This window comes from Corynebacterium sp. 5QC2CO, assembly GCF_024580435.1.
GTDB classification, from domain to species: domain Bacteria; phylum Actinomycetota; class Actinomycetes; order Mycobacteriales; family Mycobacteriaceae; genus Corynebacterium; species Corynebacterium jeikeium_D.
Genome location: NZ_JANIKI010000009.1, coordinates 1 through 15,469, shown reverse-complemented (window position 1 = coordinate 15,469; position 15,469 = coordinate 1). Strand labels below are relative to the sequence as shown.

The window sequence follows — 15,469 nt, the reverse complement described above, 5'->3', positions numbered from 1 at the left end:
TGTTTGGCATGAGTATTTCCGTTGCCATTGCCGGTGCGACCGGTTACGCAGGAGGAGAGATCCTCCGCCTCCTGTTGTCGCACCCGGCGTATCTTTCCGGCGAACTGACCATCGGCGCACTGACGGGAGCATCCAACGCAGGTGCTCGTGTGGGCGACATTATGCCTCATGTGGCACCTTTGGCTGACCGCCGTATTGAGCCGACAAATGGTGACACGCTCGCTGGACATGACGTGGTGTTCCTCGGTCTGCCCCACGGTCATTCGGCTGCGATTGCAGAGCAGTTGGGGGATGACACGGTGATTATTGACTGCGGCGCGGATTTCCGCCTGCAGGACGCCGCTGAGTGGGAGCACTACTACGGCTCGGACCACGCCGGTACCTGGACTTACGGTATTCCAGAATTGCCGGGCAACAGGGAAGTAGTGGCTGCTTCGAAGCGCATTGCTGTGCCGGGTTGTTTCCCCACTGGCGGTACCATTACGGCGCTGCCGGCAGTTGCAAAGAACCTGGTCAAGCCGGATCTGTCCGTTGTTTCCATCACCGGTACCTCCGGCGCGGGCAAGAAGGCAGCTGTGGCTCTGCTCGGGTCAGAGGTCATGGGCAATCTCCGCGCTTACAACACGGCGGGCAAGCACCGCCACACCGCGGAGTTCCTGCAGAACCTCAAGCCGTACGCAGAGGACCTCACCGTCAGCTTCACGCCGGTACTCGCTCCGACGTCGCGCGGCATTCTCACCACTATTACCGCCCCGCTTGTCGACGGGGTTACGGAGGCAGCCGCACGGGAGGCCTACCTCGAGTTCTACAAGAATGAGCCATTCGTGCAGGTGTTGGCCGAAGGGCTGCAGCCGCAGACGCAGTCGGTAATTGGCTCTAACGTGGTTCAGATTCAGGTTGAGGTGGATGAGCGCGCCAAGCGCCTGGTGCTGACGTCGGCGATTGACAATCTGACCAAGGGCACCGGTGGTGCCGCAGTTCAGTGCATGAATTTGGTTACTGGACAGAATGAAACTGCAGGACTTCCACTGGTAGGAGTTGCCCCATGATGAAGGAAGAAAAAGAAGGTCTCGTCAACGTCGCTGGTGACGAAGGCGGCGTATGCGCACCTCAGGGGTTCGCGGCCAGTGGTGTCATTGCAGGCATCAAGGTCAGCGGTAACCCGGATATGGCGCTTATCGTAAACCAGGGCCCGGAGAAGACCGCTGCGGCTGTCTTTACCACCAACCGTGTCCAGGCTGCGCCGGTCACGGTATCCAAGAAGCACATCGCTGACGGTGAGCTGTCGGCAGTGGTGCTGAACTCCGGCAATGCCAACGCCTGCAATGGTCAGCCGGGTATTGCCGACGCCCTCGAAGTCTGCCAAAAGGTCGCAGATGGGCTCGGCGTCGACGTTACCGAGATTGGCGCCTGTTCCACGGGCTTGATTGGTGACCGGTTGCCGATGGACATTGTGCTGGCGGGTGTGCCGAAGCTGATTGAGAAACTGGGCACCGATGCCGCCGCAGGTACGGCTGCAGCAGAGGCCATCTTGACCACTGACTTGGTGGCAAAGCAGGCCGTTGCGCATGGTGACGGATTTACTGTCGGTGCTATGGGCAAGGGTGTTGGCATGATTAGCCCGTCGATGGCCACGATGCTCGGTGTGATTACGACGGATGCGTCGGTAAGCGCCGAAATGGCGCACGAGGCTATTGCCAAGGCTAGCGAGGTTACGTTTAACCGCCTAGATATTGATGGCTCCACCTCCACCAATGACACCGTCATCATTCTGGCCAACGGCGCCTCTGGTGTGAAGCCCTCGCAGGAGGAGCTCGACCAGGCGGTGCTCAGCGTGTGTGATTCCATCGCACGCCAGATGCAGTCGGATGCCGAAGGTGTGACCAAGCGTGTGTCGGTGACCGTGCGTGGCACCGGTGGCGCTGAAGATGCACTGGTAGCTGCTCGAATTATCGGCCGCGACAACCTCTTCAAATGTGCGATGTTCGGTTCGGACCCGAACTGGGGTCGTGTGCTAGCGGCTGTCGGCACAGCGCCGGTGGATATGGATCCGGAGCACATCACGGTTTCCTTCAACGGTCACGTAGTCTGCCGCGATACCGGTGGCACCCCTGATGCTCGTGAAGTGGATCTGTCCGGCAAGGACATCGCCGTTGAGGTTGACCTCGGTACTGGTAATCCGGAAGAGGCCACGATTCGTACGACTGACCTTTCCCACGACTACGTTCACATCAACTCGGCATATTCGTCGTAAAGGTTTTGAGGAGACTCTGCAATGGTTCACCAGTTGACCGAAGGGCTGTCCTTCGAACAGCGGGCACATGTGCTGGCGGAAGCACTGCCGTGGCTGCAGCACCACCGCGACAAGATTGTGGTGGTCAAGTACGGCGGTAACGCGATGACCGACCTGAAACTGAAGAAAGCCTTCGCGCAGGACATGGTTTTCCTGCGCACCGTGGGTGTGAAGCCGGTGGTTGTCCACGGTGGCGGCCCTCAGATTTCGTCGATGCTCAAGCGCCTGGGGCTGGAGGGAGAGTTCCGAGGCGGTTTCCGTGTCACGACTCCGGAGGTCATGGAAATTGTCCGCATGGTCCTCTTCGGGCAGGTCGGGCGCGAACTGGTGAATCTCATCAACGCCTACGGCCCCTATGCAGTGGGTACCTCTGGTGAGGACGGTGGCCTGTTCACCGGTACTCGACGCACGGTAAATGTCGGTGGCAAGGAGACAGATATCGGGCTGGTTGGCAATATCACCGAGGTGCACTCGGAAACGCTATTGGACCTGATTGATGCCGGACGTATTCCGGTGGTCTCTACGATTGCGCCGTCCGCTGATGGCAAAGAGGTCTACAACATCAACGCCGACACGGCAGCAGGTGCACTGGCATCGGCAATTAACGCGAACCGTTTGGTGATTCTGACTAATGTCGAGGGTCTCTACACGGATTGGCCGAATCGCGATTCGCTGGTGTCGAAGATTTCCACTTCGCATCTGCGAGAAATCCTCCCGACGCTGGATTCCGGAATGATTCCGAAGATGGAGTCCTGCCTGAACGCAGTGGATCGGGGAGTGCCTGCGGCCCACGTTATCGACGGTCGCCAGCCACACTCGGTGCTGCTGGAGCTGATGACTTCCGGCGGTATCGGCACAATGGTAGAGCCCGGATAAGGCAGAAAAGACTGACAAGAATTTAGCTACACACGTTAGGCAGGTCGAAAGACGACATGAGCGACTTCAAGCAGCAGTGGCAACACACGATGATGAACAATTACGGCACGCCGCGCATTGAGCTTGTGCAGGGTAAGGGCGCTATTGTCACGGATTCCGAGGGCAAGGAATACCTGGACCTGCTCGCCGGTATTGCAGTCAACGCGTTGGGTCACGCACATCCGGCCATCGTGGAAGCTGTGTCCAAGCAGATTTCCACGATGGGGCACGTGTCCAACATCTTCGCCTCTGAGCCTCCGCTGGCACTGGGCGAGAAGCTCATTGAGCTCACCGGCTGGGACACTGATGACACCCGAGTTATGTTCTGCAACTCCGGCACCGAGGCCAACGAGGCCGCGTTCAAGCTGGCGCGGTTGACGGGGCGCAATCGCATTATCGCTACCCACCACGGGTTCCACGGCCGCACCATGGGCGCACTTGCCATGACCGGTCAGCCGGATAAGCGCACCCCGTTCGAGCCGATGCCGGGTGGAGTCGAGTTCGTGCCCTACGGTGACATTGACTTCCTCACCAAGACCATCGAATCCGATCCGTTGGGTGTCGCTGCAGTGATTCTGGAACCAATTCAGGGTGAGACCGGCGTGGTCGCACCGCCAGAGGGATACCTCGCTGCCGTCCGCGAACTGACCAAGCGCTTCGACGTCCTCATGATTGTCGACGAAGTACAGACCGGCATTGGCCGTACCGGCCAGTGGTTTGCGCACCAGCACGATGGCATCGTGCCGGACGTTATGACCCTGGCCAAGGGCCTCGGCGGAGGCCTGCCGCTCGGCGCTGTCATCGCTAACGGCCGCGCAGCAGAACTGTTCACCCCAGGTGCGCACGGCACCACCTTCGGTGGCAACCCGGTCTGTGCCGCCGCGGGTTTGGCCGTTATCGAGACGCTGGAAGAAGAAAAGCTGCTCGATCGAGTCACCGAGAAGGGCAAGGTTCTGGCTCGCAAGCTCGCGTCGTTAAGCCATGTCGATCACGTGCGCGGCCGCGGCTTCATGCTTGGGCTGGTGCTGACTGACAACCTGGCCAAGGAAGCGGTCAATGCTGGTTATGAACGCGGTGTCATTTTGAACGCGCCGCAGGCGAATGTGCTGCGGATCGTGCCGCCGCTGAACCTCAGCGATGAGGAAATCAACCGAGCTGTCGAGTTGATTGATGCCTGCCTGAACGACGCCGCGGAGGCTGTCGCCAACAATGGAAGGAATTAGGAACTGATGCTCCGTCATTTTCTCGCCGATGATGACCTGACTCCACAGGAGCAGGCTGAGGTGCTGCAGTTGGCTGCAGAGCTGAAGGCAGCGCCGTACTCCCGCCGGCCATTTGAGGGGCCACAGTCGGTTGCGGTGCTGTTCGACAAGACGTCGACTCGTACCCGTTTCTCCTTCGACGCTGGCATTGCGGCTCTGGGCGGCAACGCGATTGTGGTCGAAACCGGAAACTCGCAGATGGGCAAGGGCGAAACCTACCAGGACACCGCTGCTGTGCTCAGCCGCTTTGTCTCGGCAATTGTCTGGCGCACCTACGCGCAGTCAGGGCTGGAGGCCATGTCTGAGACCGCGACGGTGCCGATTGTCAACGCGCTTTCCGACGAGTTCCACCCGTGCCAGATTCTCGCTGACCTGCAGACCATCATCGAGCACAAGTGCCCGGAGGAAGGCCAGGCGGGACTGCGTGGCAAGAAGGCTGTGTACTTCGGCGATGGTGCCAACAACATGGCCAACTCCTACCTCGTGGGCTTCGCCACCGCAGGCATGGACGTCACCATCTGTGCACCGGAGGACTTCCAGCCGGAGCAGGTCTACGTCGACCGCGCCAAGAAGGTCGCGGAGCAGACCGGTGCGGCCGTGTCCGTGACCGCGGACGTTGATGAGGCCATTGCCGGTGCCGACGTTGTCATCACCGATACCTGGGTCAGCATGGGGCAGGAGAACGACGGCCTGGATCGTCGTACTCCGTTCCTGCCGTACCAGGTCAACCCTGAGCTGATGGCGAAGGCAAATGAGGATGCCATCTTCCTGCACTGCCTGCCGGCATACCGCGGCAACGAAGTTACTGCCGAAGTCATCGATGGCCCGCAGTCGGTAGTCTTCGACGAGGCGGAAAACCGCATGCACGCTCAGAAGGCATTGCTGACCTGGCTGGTGGAGAGGCAGTAAGGTCATGACCGCAGCACAACCAGGTTCTCGCACAGCTCGCCAGACGCGCATCGCTGACCTGCTGGCGCAGCATCACGTGTCCAGTCAGGTTCAGCTCGTCGAGCTGCTTGCCGACGAAGGCATTGAGATTGCGCAGGCGACGTTGTCCAGAGACCTCGATGAGCTGGGCGCCCGAAAGATTCGCGATGGAGCCAACGGTTCGCGTTATTCCATCGTCGAAGATGCACTCGCTGTCTCCAGCGGGGCAGTGGCCAGGATGCGGCGCGTTTTAGACGAGCTGCTGGTCTCTATTGATCATTCGGGCACCATCGCGGTTGTGCGTACACCACCGGGAGCCGCACAGTATCTAGCCAGTGTGATTGACCGTGCGGGACTCAAAGAAATCGTTGGCACAATTGCGGGAGATGACACCGTAATGTGCCTGGCTAGAGAACCACTTTCCGGCGCTGACCTAGCCCAGCGTCTAGCCGCCGGAACGAACCAGTAAACTATTCCACGAAATGCTTTAAAGCACCGATTAAAGGAGCGCTTACCCTATGACCAACCGGGTTATTCTTGCTTACTCTGGTGGCCTCGACACCACCGTTGCTATTCCGTACCTCAAGGAAATGACCGACGGCGAGGTCGTCGCAGTTTCCATCGATGTCGGACAGGGCGGCGAGGACATGGAGTCCGTGCGTCAGCGCGCTCTGGACGCCGGCGCTGTCGAAGCTGTCGTTGTCGACGCTAAGGACGAGTTCGCCGAGGACTACTGCCTGCCGACCATTAAGGCCAATGGTCTCTACATGAAGCAGTACCCGCTGGTTTCTGCACTGTCTCGCCCGCTGATTGTTAAGCACATGGCGAAGGCTGCAGAGCAGTTCGGTGGCACTCACGTCGCACACGGCTGCACCGGTAAGGGCAATGACCAGGTCCGTTTCGAGGTTGGTTTCGCCAACACCGCCCCGGATCTGAAGATTATTGCCCCGGCTCGTGACTTCGCTTGGACCCGCGACAAGGCTATTGCCTTCGCTGAGGAGAAGGGTCTGCCAATTGAGCAGTCCAAGTCCTCCCCGTTCTCCATTGACCAGAACCTCTTCGGTCGTGCCATTGAGACCGGCTACCTGGAGGACCTGTGGAACGCACCGACCAAGGATGTCTACGCGTACACCGAGGATCCGACGCTGAACTTCAGCTCCCCGGACGAGGTCATCATCTCCTTCGAGGACGGTAAGCCGACTGCCATCGACGGCAAGAAGGTTTCCGTGCTTGAGGCCATCGAAGAGATGAACCGCCGCGCTGGTGCTCAGGGCATCGGTCGTCTGGACATGGTTGAAGACCGCCTGGTCGGCATTAAGTCCCGCGAGATTTACGAGGCTCCGGGCGCAATTGCCATCATGACCGCACACGCAGCGCTCGAGGACGTCACCGTTGAGCGTGAGCTGGCTCGTTACAAGCGCCAGGTCGAAGGCGAGTGGGCCAACCTGGTCTACGACGGCCTGTGGTTCTCGCCGCTGAAGCGCGCGCTGGATGCCTTCATCGAGGAGTCCCAGAAGGGCGTTTCCGGTGACATCCGCATGGTCATGCACGCAGGTCACTGCAACGTCAACGGTCGCCGCTCGAACACTTCGCTGTACGACTTCAACCTGGCTACCTACGACGAGGGCGACTCCTTCGACCAGACCCTGGCTCGCGGTTTTGTCGAGCTGCACGGCTTGTCCTCGAAGATGGCCGCAAAGCGCGACTTCAACCTGTAAAGATTCTCCAGAGCGACTAGAGCGAAAGGCCTATTGGAAAAGACGATGGTCGAAAAGCACGGTACCAACGAAGGCTCTCTGTGGGGCGGCCGCTTTGCCGGTGGCCCATCCGAGGCGATGGCCGCATTGAGCAAGTCCACCCATTTTGACTGGGTGCTCGCGCCTTACGACGTTCTCGCGTCCAAGGCCCACGCCCGAGTGCTGCATGCCCGTGGGCTGCTCAGTGATGCCGACTTCGACACCATGATCGAAGGCCTTGATCAGCTCGGTCGCGACGTTGCCTCCGGCGAATTTGGTCCGGAGCCGACGGATGAGGACGTTCACGGTGCTATGGAGCGCGGTCTGATTGATCGCGTCGGCCCGGAGGTCGGCGGTCGCCTGCGCGCTGGTCGTTCCCGCAATGACCAGGTGGCAACCCTGTTCCGCATGTGGCTGCGCGATGCCGTGCGCGGCGTTGCACTGGATGTCTCTGACCTGGTTGACGCCCTGGTGGCTCAGTCCAAGGCACATCCGGATGCCATCATGCCGGGCAAGACCCACTCCCAGGCAGCGCAGCCGGTATTGCTGGCACACCAGTTGCTGGCTCACGCGCATCCGCTGCTGCGCGACCTGGATCGCATCCGCGATCTCGACCGTCGACTGGCTGTGTCCCCGTACGGTTCCGGTGCGCTCGCAGGGTCCTCGCTGCACCTGGATCCGGAGGCCATCGCGGAGGAACTCGGCTTCGACTCTGCCACGGACAACTCCATCGACGGTACTTCTTCGCGTGATTTCGCTTCTGAGGCGGCTTTCGTCTTCGCCCAGATTGCGGTGGACATGTCTCGCCTGGCAGAGGAAATCATCTACTGGGCCACCCCGGAGTACGGCTACGTCACTCTGGCTGATGCCTGGTCGACTGGATCCTCCATCATGCCGCAGAAGAAGAACCCGGACGTGGCAGAGCTGACCCGCGGTAAGACCGGTCGCCTGATTGGTAATCTTGCAGGGCTCATGGCCACGCTGAAAGCGCAGCCGCTGGCCTACAATCGCGACCTCCAGGAGGACAAGGAGCCTCTGGTGGACTCGGTTGAGCAGCTAACCCTGCTGCTTCCGGCTTTGACCGGTCTGGTGGCAACGCTGACCTTCCACGAGGACCGTCTGCGCGAGCTCGCCCCGGCAGGCTACACCCTGGCCACGGACTTGGCTGAGTGGCTGGTCCGCGAGGGCGTACCGTTCCGCGACGCCCACGAGGCATCCGGCCAGTGCGTCCGCATCGCGGAGTCCAAGGGCGGTATTGGTCTGGACGAGCTTTCCGACGAGGACCTCGCCGGTGTCCACCCGGCACTGACTCCGAAGGTCCGTGAAGTGCTGACTATCGATGGCGCTGTTGCTTCCCGCGACACCCGTGGCGGTACTGCGGGTGTCCGTGTTGGAGAGCAGCTCGCTCGTGTCGACGAGAAGAACACTGAGCTGAAGCAGTGGGCTGAAAAGCCGGTTCGCGGTTAAAGCTGCTTGAGCGTCTAGCTCAGCTAACGCGGCTGGAGCGGTTAAAGTAGCCGCCTCAGCTAACGCACCTAATTAATCGGTGTGCGGTCAATCGATCGCACGCCGATTTTTTACAGCCGGGGGGGGGAGTAGCAAAACCAGCAACCCGATAACTGATGATCCGGTAACCAGCAACCCGATAACTGGCAACCCGAAAAATTACGGGCTGCACGTGTGGCGACGGGCTTCGCATGTGAATACGGGCATGGGCTGCAAATGTGAAACTGTGCGAGTTTATGACACTTTCATGCCATTTTTCGAGCCATTTTTGTCATAAACGCAGTCAGTAACTCGGATCGACCCGCCGCCAGCCATAAACGTAGTCAGTAACTCGGCTCGACCCGCCGCCGCCAGTAAATCCGTAATACCAGGGTGCCCCCGAAATGACGCAGATTACTGATTATTTCAATATCTGTTGCCAGGTTTGGCCGGCTCTCTTACCATAATTTCATGGCGGAAAGTACGCGGTCGAGCGGTGGAAATCGCAGCTCACGAGATAAAAATAAAAATCAGAGTGGTAGCAAGAAAGGGTGCATGGGCCCGGGGGCAATTCTTGCAGTCATTTTGATTGTCATCGCGGCTGTTGCAGTTTATGTCGGTCGCGGCGGTAGTATTCCAGGTTTTTCTGGTGGCAGCTCCGGAGGAAACCGTGATTTCTTCGGTGGTGAAAAGACCGTCGTCAAGGCGATTGTTGGCTCTGAGAAGAAGCCCTTCTTCGAAGACAAAGAGGTCCAGAAGGCTCTTGCCTCTCACGGCTATGTAGTGGAAGTAAAGACGGCGGGTTCGCGTCGGATGGCCACGGATGTGGATTTGGATTCCTTCGACTTGGCGTTTCCGTCGTCGGCACCGGCAGCGGAGAAAATTGCCGAGAAAATGAGCGGGGCTGAGCGGTACGACGTCTTCTACACACCGATGGCGATTGCTACTTTCGACAACATCTTGCAGGCGCTGGAGCGGGAAAATGTTGCTCGCCAACAGGGCAATACGTGGCAGGTAGATATGGCAGCCCTGGCCACGATGCAGCACGACAATGTCCGCTGGCGTGACTTCGCGGAGAACGATTATCCGTCGCCACGCACGGTGCAGATGTCCACGACGGACATTCGTTCGTCGAACTCGGCCGCAATGTACTTGTCGCTCATGTCTTGGATTACCAATGAAGGCCGGATTGTGTCTGACAATGGGCAGGTCAATGCGGTCTTGCCGGAGCTCACCCCGCTGTTCACTGGCCAGGGGTACACGGAGTCCTCATCGGCTGGGCCATTTTCGGACTACCTCTCGCAGGGTGTCGGTTCGAAGCCAATGGTGATGGTTTACGAGTCGCAGTTCCTGGGGGAGAACAGTGCCCCGAACAGCCGGTTGAAGCCGGAAATGCGCCTGGCGTATCCATCTCCGACGATTCTGAGTACTCACGTGGCGCTGGGCTTTAACGACAACGGCGCTGCGGTCGCACGGCTTCTCGCCGAAGACCCTGAGCTACAGAAGTTGGCGGCCAAGCACGGTTACCGCTCCAGCCAGCCTGAGGCGATGGAGGAATTCCAGACGCAGTTGAAGACGGGCCAGGAGGTCTCCACCGATTTTGTGGACTCCATTGATCCGCCGAGTTTCGACATCCTCGAGCAGCTTATTGAGGGTGTTTCCCGTGGATACCAGAGCCCGCCGAGGCCGGAAACGGAAGAGGGGTAAAGCCGAATGAACACGGATAAGGCACCATCTGCCCTCCGCAAAATGCTTCTTGCCCTCGTCGGTGTGCTCGGCATCTTCGCTGTCGCGGCCTGCTCCGACGGTGGCCTGAACCTGCCGCTGGGCTCCGACGATGACAAGACGAATAAGATCAACGTCGATTCTGACCTCAAGGGCTCGACTATGCGCATCGCCGGGGCCACGGAGCTTGCAGAGCTCCAGCCACTGATGCAAAAGGCCTCCGACGACCTCGGTTTTACTATTAACCTTGAGCTTCTCGACGGCACCGTGAAGAACAGCCACGCGCTTGTCGCAGGTGATTTCGACAACGACTTTGACGCCACTTGGTTTGCTACCAACCGGTACGTTGATCTGCTCGGCGGGGCTGACAAACTGGGCGAAGCCAAGAAAGTTGCCACCTCACCCGTAGCGTTTGGTATCCATTCGGCGAAGGCGCGGGAGCTCGGTTGGGATACCAAGCAGCCGACGTGGGCTGAGATCGCGGAGGCTGCGTCGTCAGGCAAATTGACCTACGGCATGACTAACCCCGCGGAATCGAACTCGGGCTTTTCCGGTGTGGTGTCGGTTGCGACCGCGTTCGCCGACACCGGATCGGCGCTGACCACCGGGGATATCAACCGCACCACGCCTGAACTGCAGAAGTTCTTCGAGGGGCAGAAGATGACCTCGGGCTCGTCGGGGTGGCTGCGTGACAAATTCCTGGATGAGCCGGACTCCGTCGACGCGCTCATCAACTATGAAGCTGTGTTGCAGCAGATGAACAAAGAGGGTGCTGACCTGGAAGTTGTTGTTCCGAGCGACGGTGTCATCAGTGCGGACTACCCATTGACGCCGCTAGCACAGCCCGCTAATGACCTCGCCGCGCGGCAGACGGAGGCACTCGGGCAGTGGCTGGAAGCGAACTCGCAGGTTCTCGCCGACCACTTCCTGCGCCCGGTCTCCGCTGACGCCAACCTGCCGGAAAGCATGACCAACAGCGTCATTATCGAGCTGCCGTTCCCGGGTGATCGCGCCGTCACGGATCGTCTCATTGAGGCGTACGACAATGACCTGCGCGTGCCCGGCGAGTCGGTCTTTGTTCTCGACACCTCCGGTTCAATGTTCGGTGAGCGCATCGCTGATCTACAGGCGACGATGCGCGCAATCGTCGACGGCAGCGCACGCACCGAAACGGGAAGCGTGGGGTTGCGAAACCGCGAGATCGCGACGATTCTGCCGTTCAGCACGAGCGTCGGCGCGCCCACGACCACGACAATCGACGGTCCGGAATCGCGCGCGCAGCTCACTGCCGCCGTCGATGGCCTGTACGCAGAGGGCGAGACCGCGCTTTACGACGCACTGATTCAAGCCTTCGACCTCCTCGGCAGCTCGGATAAGAACTCGATTCCATCCATCGTGGTGTTGACCGATGGTCAGGTCACGTCGGGCAAGAGCTTTGCGGAATTCCGCGATTTCTACCAGTCCAAGGGCGGGAATCTGCCGCCGGTATTCGTCATCCGCTATGGCGAGGCAGATCCGGGAGAAATGCAGGAGCTTGCAAACCTCACTGGTGGTAAGGTTTTTGAATCCCGTGAGACCGAGCTTGCTGATGTGTTCAAGGAGATTCGTGGCTACCAGTAAATCCTCCGGCACTTCCTCTGGCGGTGGCTTTCTCAACAGTCCCGCCAACATTGTCGGGCTCATCCTTGCCATCGCCGTCGTGCTGCTGCACCTGACCGTGGGGCTTGGTTTCCTGTGGCCGGTTGTTGCGATTGCCGCGTGGGGCGCGTCGGTTGCTTTGTTGCCGAGGCAGAGCAAAGGGGCTCAGAAGTCCGTTAGCTCGGCGCCGAAGCCTGAGGTCCCACAGCGTCACCCGCTCAATCCATCTGAGCTGCGTAGGAATCTCCACCGGACATTGGGCCGGCTTTTCGATGCGCAGCCTGGCGACGATCTTGGCAACGCCGCAAATGACCTGGGTGCGACGCTGGAATCGGTCTTGAGCGAGTGGAAGTACCTCAAAGATTATCCCGAGCAGAAGGTAGTCATCGGCGGCATTATCCAGGAGTACTTGCCGCAGACAGTCAACTCCTACCTCGCGGTCCCGGAACGTCTGCGTCACAAGGCCGAGGATCCGGCTCGGGAGTCCATCGACCTGCTGCATTCCGCGGTTCAGAAAATCCAGGATGCTATCGGTCAGGACAACCTGATTGCTTTGGAAGGTCAGCGTGACACCCTGGCAATTCAGTTCGGTAAGGTAGTGGACTATGAGCCTTGATCCGAAACTCCTTGATATCCTCGCTTGCCCGCGTGACAAGGGGCCACTTGAATACCTCGATGATGAGCAGGTGCTGGTCAATCCCCGCCTGAAGATTGCCTACCGCATCGACGAAGGCATTCCGGTCCTGCTTTCCGACGAAGCTATCGCCTGGGACAAGTAATTGCCTTTCCCGCTTCCCGACGGCTACAGCGCCCTCGACCGCTCTGCGCTATCGGGAGCGCCCATTGAGGCTGCGCAGATGCTGCTCGGGTGCGTAATTGTCATCCCCGCTGAGGATGTCATCGCCACCATCACGGAGGTCGAGGCCTACGGCGGTCCAGCTGACCAGCGCTATCCCGACCCGGCCGCGCACTGCTTTATGGGGCCAACCGAACGCAATCGCGCCATGTTTGGCCCGGCGGGGCATTGGTATATCTACCGCTCCTATGGCATCCACTTTTGTGCCAACATCACCAGCGCTACGGACGGCACGGGCGGGGGAGTGTTAGTCCGTTCCGTTCGCATTGAGCAGGGCATGGATGCGGTGCGTCGTCGCCGTGGTGAAAAGCCCGCGGTTGCGGGTCTCGGACGTGGACCGGGCAATGTTGGTCAGGCGCTTGGCCTTGACCTAAGCGACTATGGGGCAGATGCGCTGGATTCGTCGTCACGCGTGTTTGTGGCGCAGCCAGCGAACACCGATTCGGTTAGAGACATCCATGCAGGCCCGCGTGTGGGCGTTCGGCGAGCGGCGAATCGGCCGTGGCGGCTGTGGCTTCCGGACGATTCCGTCTCAGTCTATCGGCGCCACAAAAAGGCCGTTGAGGAGTTCTAGGTCACCCTCGCGGTGAACGTCGGCAAGCGAAACGTTACGATAGGGGACGTGACTGAACAGAACATTATCGACGAACTACAGTGGCGTGGCCTGATTAATCAGTCCACCGATATTGACGCGCTGCGCGAGGCGTGCGAAAACCCCATTACTCTGTATTGCGGTTTTGACCCAACGGGCGATTCGCTGCACGCGGGCCACCTGGTTCCGATGATCATGTTGCGTCGTTTCCAGCTTGCCGGTCACCACCCAATTGCGCTTGCGGGTGGCGCCACGGGCTTCATTGGTGATCCGCGTGATGTAGGTGAACGTTCGATGCTCAGCCAGGACGCCATCGAGCACAACCTGGAGGCCATCAAGGGCCAGCTGCGTCGTTTCATTGACTTTGAGGGCGAGGCCCCGGCGACGATGGTCAATAATGCGGACTGGACTATGAACATGTCCGTCATTGACTTCCTTCGCGATGTCGGCAAGAACTTCTCCCTCAACACCATGCTCGATCGCGACACTGTGAAGCGTCGCCTCGAGTCTGACGGTATCTCCTACACCGAGTTTTCCTACATGCTGCTGCAGTCCAACGACTACGTGCAGCTGCGCCGCAACTACGATTGCGTGCTGCAGATTGGCGGCGGTGATCAGTGGGGCAACATCGTCTCTGGTGTTGATCTGAACAGGCGTATCGACGGCGCCAAGGTGCACGGCCTGACCGTGCCGCTGGTGACCGATGCGCAGGGTCAGAAGTTCGGTAAGTCTACCGGTGGCGGCAAGCTGTGGCTGGACGCTGAAAAGACCTCGCCGTACTCCTGGTACCAGTACTTCCTCAACGCTGGTGACTCGGTTGTTATTGACTACCTGCGTTGGTTCACCTTCCTGTCTCAGGAGGAAATCGCGGAGTACGAGGTTGCTGTTGCGGAGCGTCCGTTCAAGCGTGAGGCGCAGCGTCGTCTGGCGCAGGAGATGACCAACCTGGTTCACGGCGAAGAGGCCACCAAGGCAGTTGAGCTGGCAGCGCAGGCCCTGTTTGGGCGTGCTGAGCTGACCGAGCTGGACGAGGCCACCCTGGCAGGTGCCGTCTCTGAGACTGAGGTTGCGGAGATCGCCGAGGGTGAGCCGCGTACTGTGGTTGACCTTCTGGTTGCTGCGGGTCTTGCCAAGTCGAAGGGCGAGGCACGCCGCACTATAAAGGAAGGTGGCGCATACGCCAATAACCAGCGCATCGAGGACGAAGCGTGGGAGCCGGCTGCCGAGGACCTGCTGCACGGCAAGTGGATCGTGCTGCGCCGCGGTAAGAAGAACTTCGCTGGTGTGAAGTTCGTGTAGGTGCTGGTTGGTCTTTGTGTAGGCGCGCTGCTGATCTCTCGATTAATTGGTGTTTATACAGCTTGATTCCTTTTAGGTAGCTGGGCTAGGGCTCCGGGCAGGCTAGGGGATTGATGATTTCAGAATCATCTGCTCCTGGTCAGCTTGGAGCCTTAGTTGTTTTAAAGGGAGCGGTTGTCTGTCAGGGAAGCGTAGAAACCGGCGCAAAGGTGGTAGCGATGAGTGAAAGCTCCCGGCTTTCGTCACGGTGTTGGGAGTGTCGATCCTGATGAATCGTTCTACTCCACAGGAAAAACGCTAGTTCATATCCATCTACCTGGGGTTTTGTGTCTTTGGGCGGTGTGTGTGTAATGTATCTGGAGGTCAGCGCGGCCAGGCAGTTTATGTGTTTGGTTGGTTGATGTGGGGGAAATGTTTTCGTGCGGTTAGCCGCTGGGAGTCGTTGGTTTGACTTTCTGGTTAATTATTTGTTAATGTTTTCTCTCGCTGCTCACGTGGTGGTTGCCCTGGTTGGGGTGGTTGTTTTCGTGGGTGTGTGTTGTGTGAGAACTCAATAGTGTGCCGATGTACTAACTAATACTTTTTTGGGAAAGTGCTTGTTTGGTTGTCGTTTGCGCGTGTGTGTTGCTGGTGGGTGCCGGGGGCCTTTGTTTGTTTTGGGTCCTTGTGTGCTTGCGGGTGATGGATTGCGTGGCGGCGCCTTTGTTTGGGTGCTTTTCGCGTGGTTTTTTCATTTGTGGG

General features: G+C 59.3%; 14 protein-coding genes. All 14 read left to right on the top strand.

Annotated features, from left to right (window positions below; genetic code table 11):
• The first annotated feature begins 8 nt into the window (after window positions 1–8).
• The 14 genes from argC (at window position 9) to tyrS (ending at window position 14,728) form a co-directional block, all read left to right on the top strand.
• A complete protein-coding gene (gene argC / locus NQ014_RS08115; RefSeq protein WP_257074695.1) occupies window positions 9–1,049 on the top strand; it encodes an N-acetyl-gamma-glutamyl-phosphate reductase in 1,041 nt (346 codons plus the stop codon).
• On the top strand, window positions 1,046–2,254 hold the full coding sequence (gene argJ, locus NQ014_RS08110) for a bifunctional glutamate N-acetyltransferase/amino-acid acetyltransferase ArgJ (RefSeq protein ID WP_257074694.1): 1,209 nt from the start codon (window positions 1,046–1,048) through the stop codon (window positions 2,252–2,254). The genes argC and argJ overlap by 4 nt, the downstream gene beginning before the upstream one ends.
• Before the next feature lie 21 nt (window positions 2,255–2,275).
• On the top strand, window positions 2,276–3,169 hold the full coding sequence (gene argB, locus NQ014_RS08105; RefSeq protein WP_049193940.1) for an acetylglutamate kinase: 894 nt from the start codon (window positions 2,276–2,278) through the stop codon (window positions 3,167–3,169).
• A gap of 56 nt (window positions 3,170–3,225) precedes the next feature.
• Window positions 3,226–4,431 carry an acetylornithine transaminase gene (locus NQ014_RS08100; RefSeq protein WP_257074693.1) on the top strand — a complete coding sequence of 402 codons (1,206 nt, stop codon included), beginning with the start codon at window positions 3,226–3,228 and terminating at the stop codon, window positions 4,429–4,431.
• Window positions 4,432–4,437: 6 nt separating this feature from the next.
• On the top strand, window positions 4,438–5,379 hold the full coding sequence (gene argF, locus NQ014_RS08095; protein ID WP_257074692.1) for an ornithine carbamoyltransferase: 942 nt from the start codon (window positions 4,438–4,440) through the stop codon (window positions 5,377–5,379).
• Between the two features lie 4 nt (window positions 5,380–5,383).
• Window positions 5,384–5,866, top strand: coding sequence for an arginine repressor (locus NQ014_RS08090; RefSeq protein WP_005511719.1), 483 nt, complete (start codon window positions 5,384–5,386; stop codon window positions 5,864–5,866).
• Between the two features lie 49 nt (window positions 5,867–5,915).
• Window positions 5,916–7,115, top strand: a complete 1,200-nt coding sequence (locus tag NQ014_RS08085) for an argininosuccinate synthase (protein WP_257074691.1) — start codon at window positions 5,916–5,918, stop codon at window positions 7,113–7,115.
• 45 nt (window positions 7,116–7,160) lie between these two features.
• On the top strand, window positions 7,161–8,600 hold the full coding sequence (argH, locus tag NQ014_RS08080; protein ID WP_257074690.1) for an argininosuccinate lyase: 1,440 nt from the start codon (window positions 7,161–7,163) through the stop codon (window positions 8,598–8,600).
• Between the two features lie 573 nt (window positions 8,601–9,173).
• Window positions 9,174–10,325, top strand: a complete 1,152-nt coding sequence (locus tag NQ014_RS08075) for a hypothetical protein (protein WP_049189986.1) — start codon at window positions 9,174–9,176, stop codon at window positions 10,323–10,325.
• 6 nt (window positions 10,326–10,331) lie between these two features.
• Window positions 10,332–11,963 carry a VWA domain-containing protein gene (locus NQ014_RS08070; RefSeq protein WP_257074689.1) on the top strand — a complete coding sequence of 544 codons (1,632 nt, stop codon included), beginning with the start codon at window positions 10,332–10,334 and terminating at the stop codon, window positions 11,961–11,963.
• Window positions 11,950–12,597: a hypothetical protein gene (locus NQ014_RS08065; RefSeq protein ID WP_257074688.1), complete on the top strand. Its 648-nt coding sequence runs from the start codon at window positions 11,950–11,952 to the stop codon at window positions 12,595–12,597. The genes NQ014_RS08070 and NQ014_RS08065 overlap by 14 nt, the downstream gene beginning before the upstream one ends.
• Entirely contained in the window at window positions 12,587–12,760 is a 174-nt protein-coding gene (locus tag NQ014_RS08060; RefSeq protein ID WP_257074686.1) for a Trm112 family protein, read from the top strand. The genes NQ014_RS08065 and NQ014_RS08060 overlap by 11 nt, the downstream gene beginning before the upstream one ends.
• The gene (locus NQ014_RS08055; RefSeq protein ID WP_257074685.1) at window positions 12,761–13,411 is read left to right on the top strand and encodes a DNA-3-methyladenine glycosylase; all 651 of its coding nucleotides are present in this window, start codon (window positions 12,761–12,763) and stop codon (window positions 13,409–13,411) included. It abuts the gene before it with no gap.
• 48 nt (window positions 13,412–13,459) lie between these two features.
• Window positions 13,460–14,728: a tyrosine--tRNA ligase gene (gene tyrS, locus NQ014_RS08050; protein ID WP_257074684.1), complete on the top strand. Its 1,269-nt coding sequence runs from the start codon at window positions 13,460–13,462 to the stop codon at window positions 14,726–14,728.
• Window positions 14,729–15,469 lie beyond the last annotated feature (741 nt).

Excerpts from the sequence above, each read along its gene's own strand:
- argC (WP_257074695.1), top strand. The coding sequence starts at position 9 with ATGAGTATTTCCGTTGCCATTGCCGGTGCGACCGGTTACGCAGGAGGA.
- NQ014_RS08070 (WP_257074689.1), top strand. The coding sequence starts at position 10,332 with ATGAACACGGATAAGGCACCATCTGCCCTCCGCAAAATGCTTCTTGCC.
- NQ014_RS08075 (WP_049189986.1), top strand. The coding sequence starts at position 9,174 with ATGGGCCCGGGGGCAATTCTTGCAGTCATTTTGATTGTCATCGCGGCT.
- NQ014_RS08100 (WP_257074693.1), top strand. The coding sequence starts at position 3,226 with ATGAGCGACTTCAAGCAGCAGTGGCAACACACGATGATGAACAATTAC.
- argB (WP_049193940.1), top strand. The coding sequence starts at position 2,276 with ATGGTTCACCAGTTGACCGAAGGGCTGTCCTTCGAACAGCGGGCACAT.
- NQ014_RS08085 (WP_257074691.1), top strand. The coding sequence starts at position 5,916 with ATGACCAACCGGGTTATTCTTGCTTACTCTGGTGGCCTCGACACCACC.
- argJ (WP_257074694.1), top strand. The coding sequence starts at position 1,046 with ATGATGAAGGAAGAAAAAGAAGGTCTCGTCAACGTCGCTGGTGACGAA.
- NQ014_RS08090 (WP_005511719.1), top strand. The coding sequence starts at position 5,384 with ATGACCGCAGCACAACCAGGTTCTCGCACAGCTCGCCAGACGCGCATC.
- argH (WP_257074690.1), top strand. The coding sequence starts at position 7,161 with ATGGTCGAAAAGCACGGTACCAACGAAGGCTCTCTGTGGGGCGGCCGC.
- NQ014_RS08060 (WP_257074686.1), top strand. The coding sequence starts at position 12,587 with ATGAGCCTTGATCCGAAACTCCTTGATATCCTCGCTTGCCCGCGTGAC.
- argF (WP_257074692.1), top strand. The coding sequence starts at position 4,438 with ATGCTCCGTCATTTTCTCGCCGATGATGACCTGACTCCACAGGAGCAG.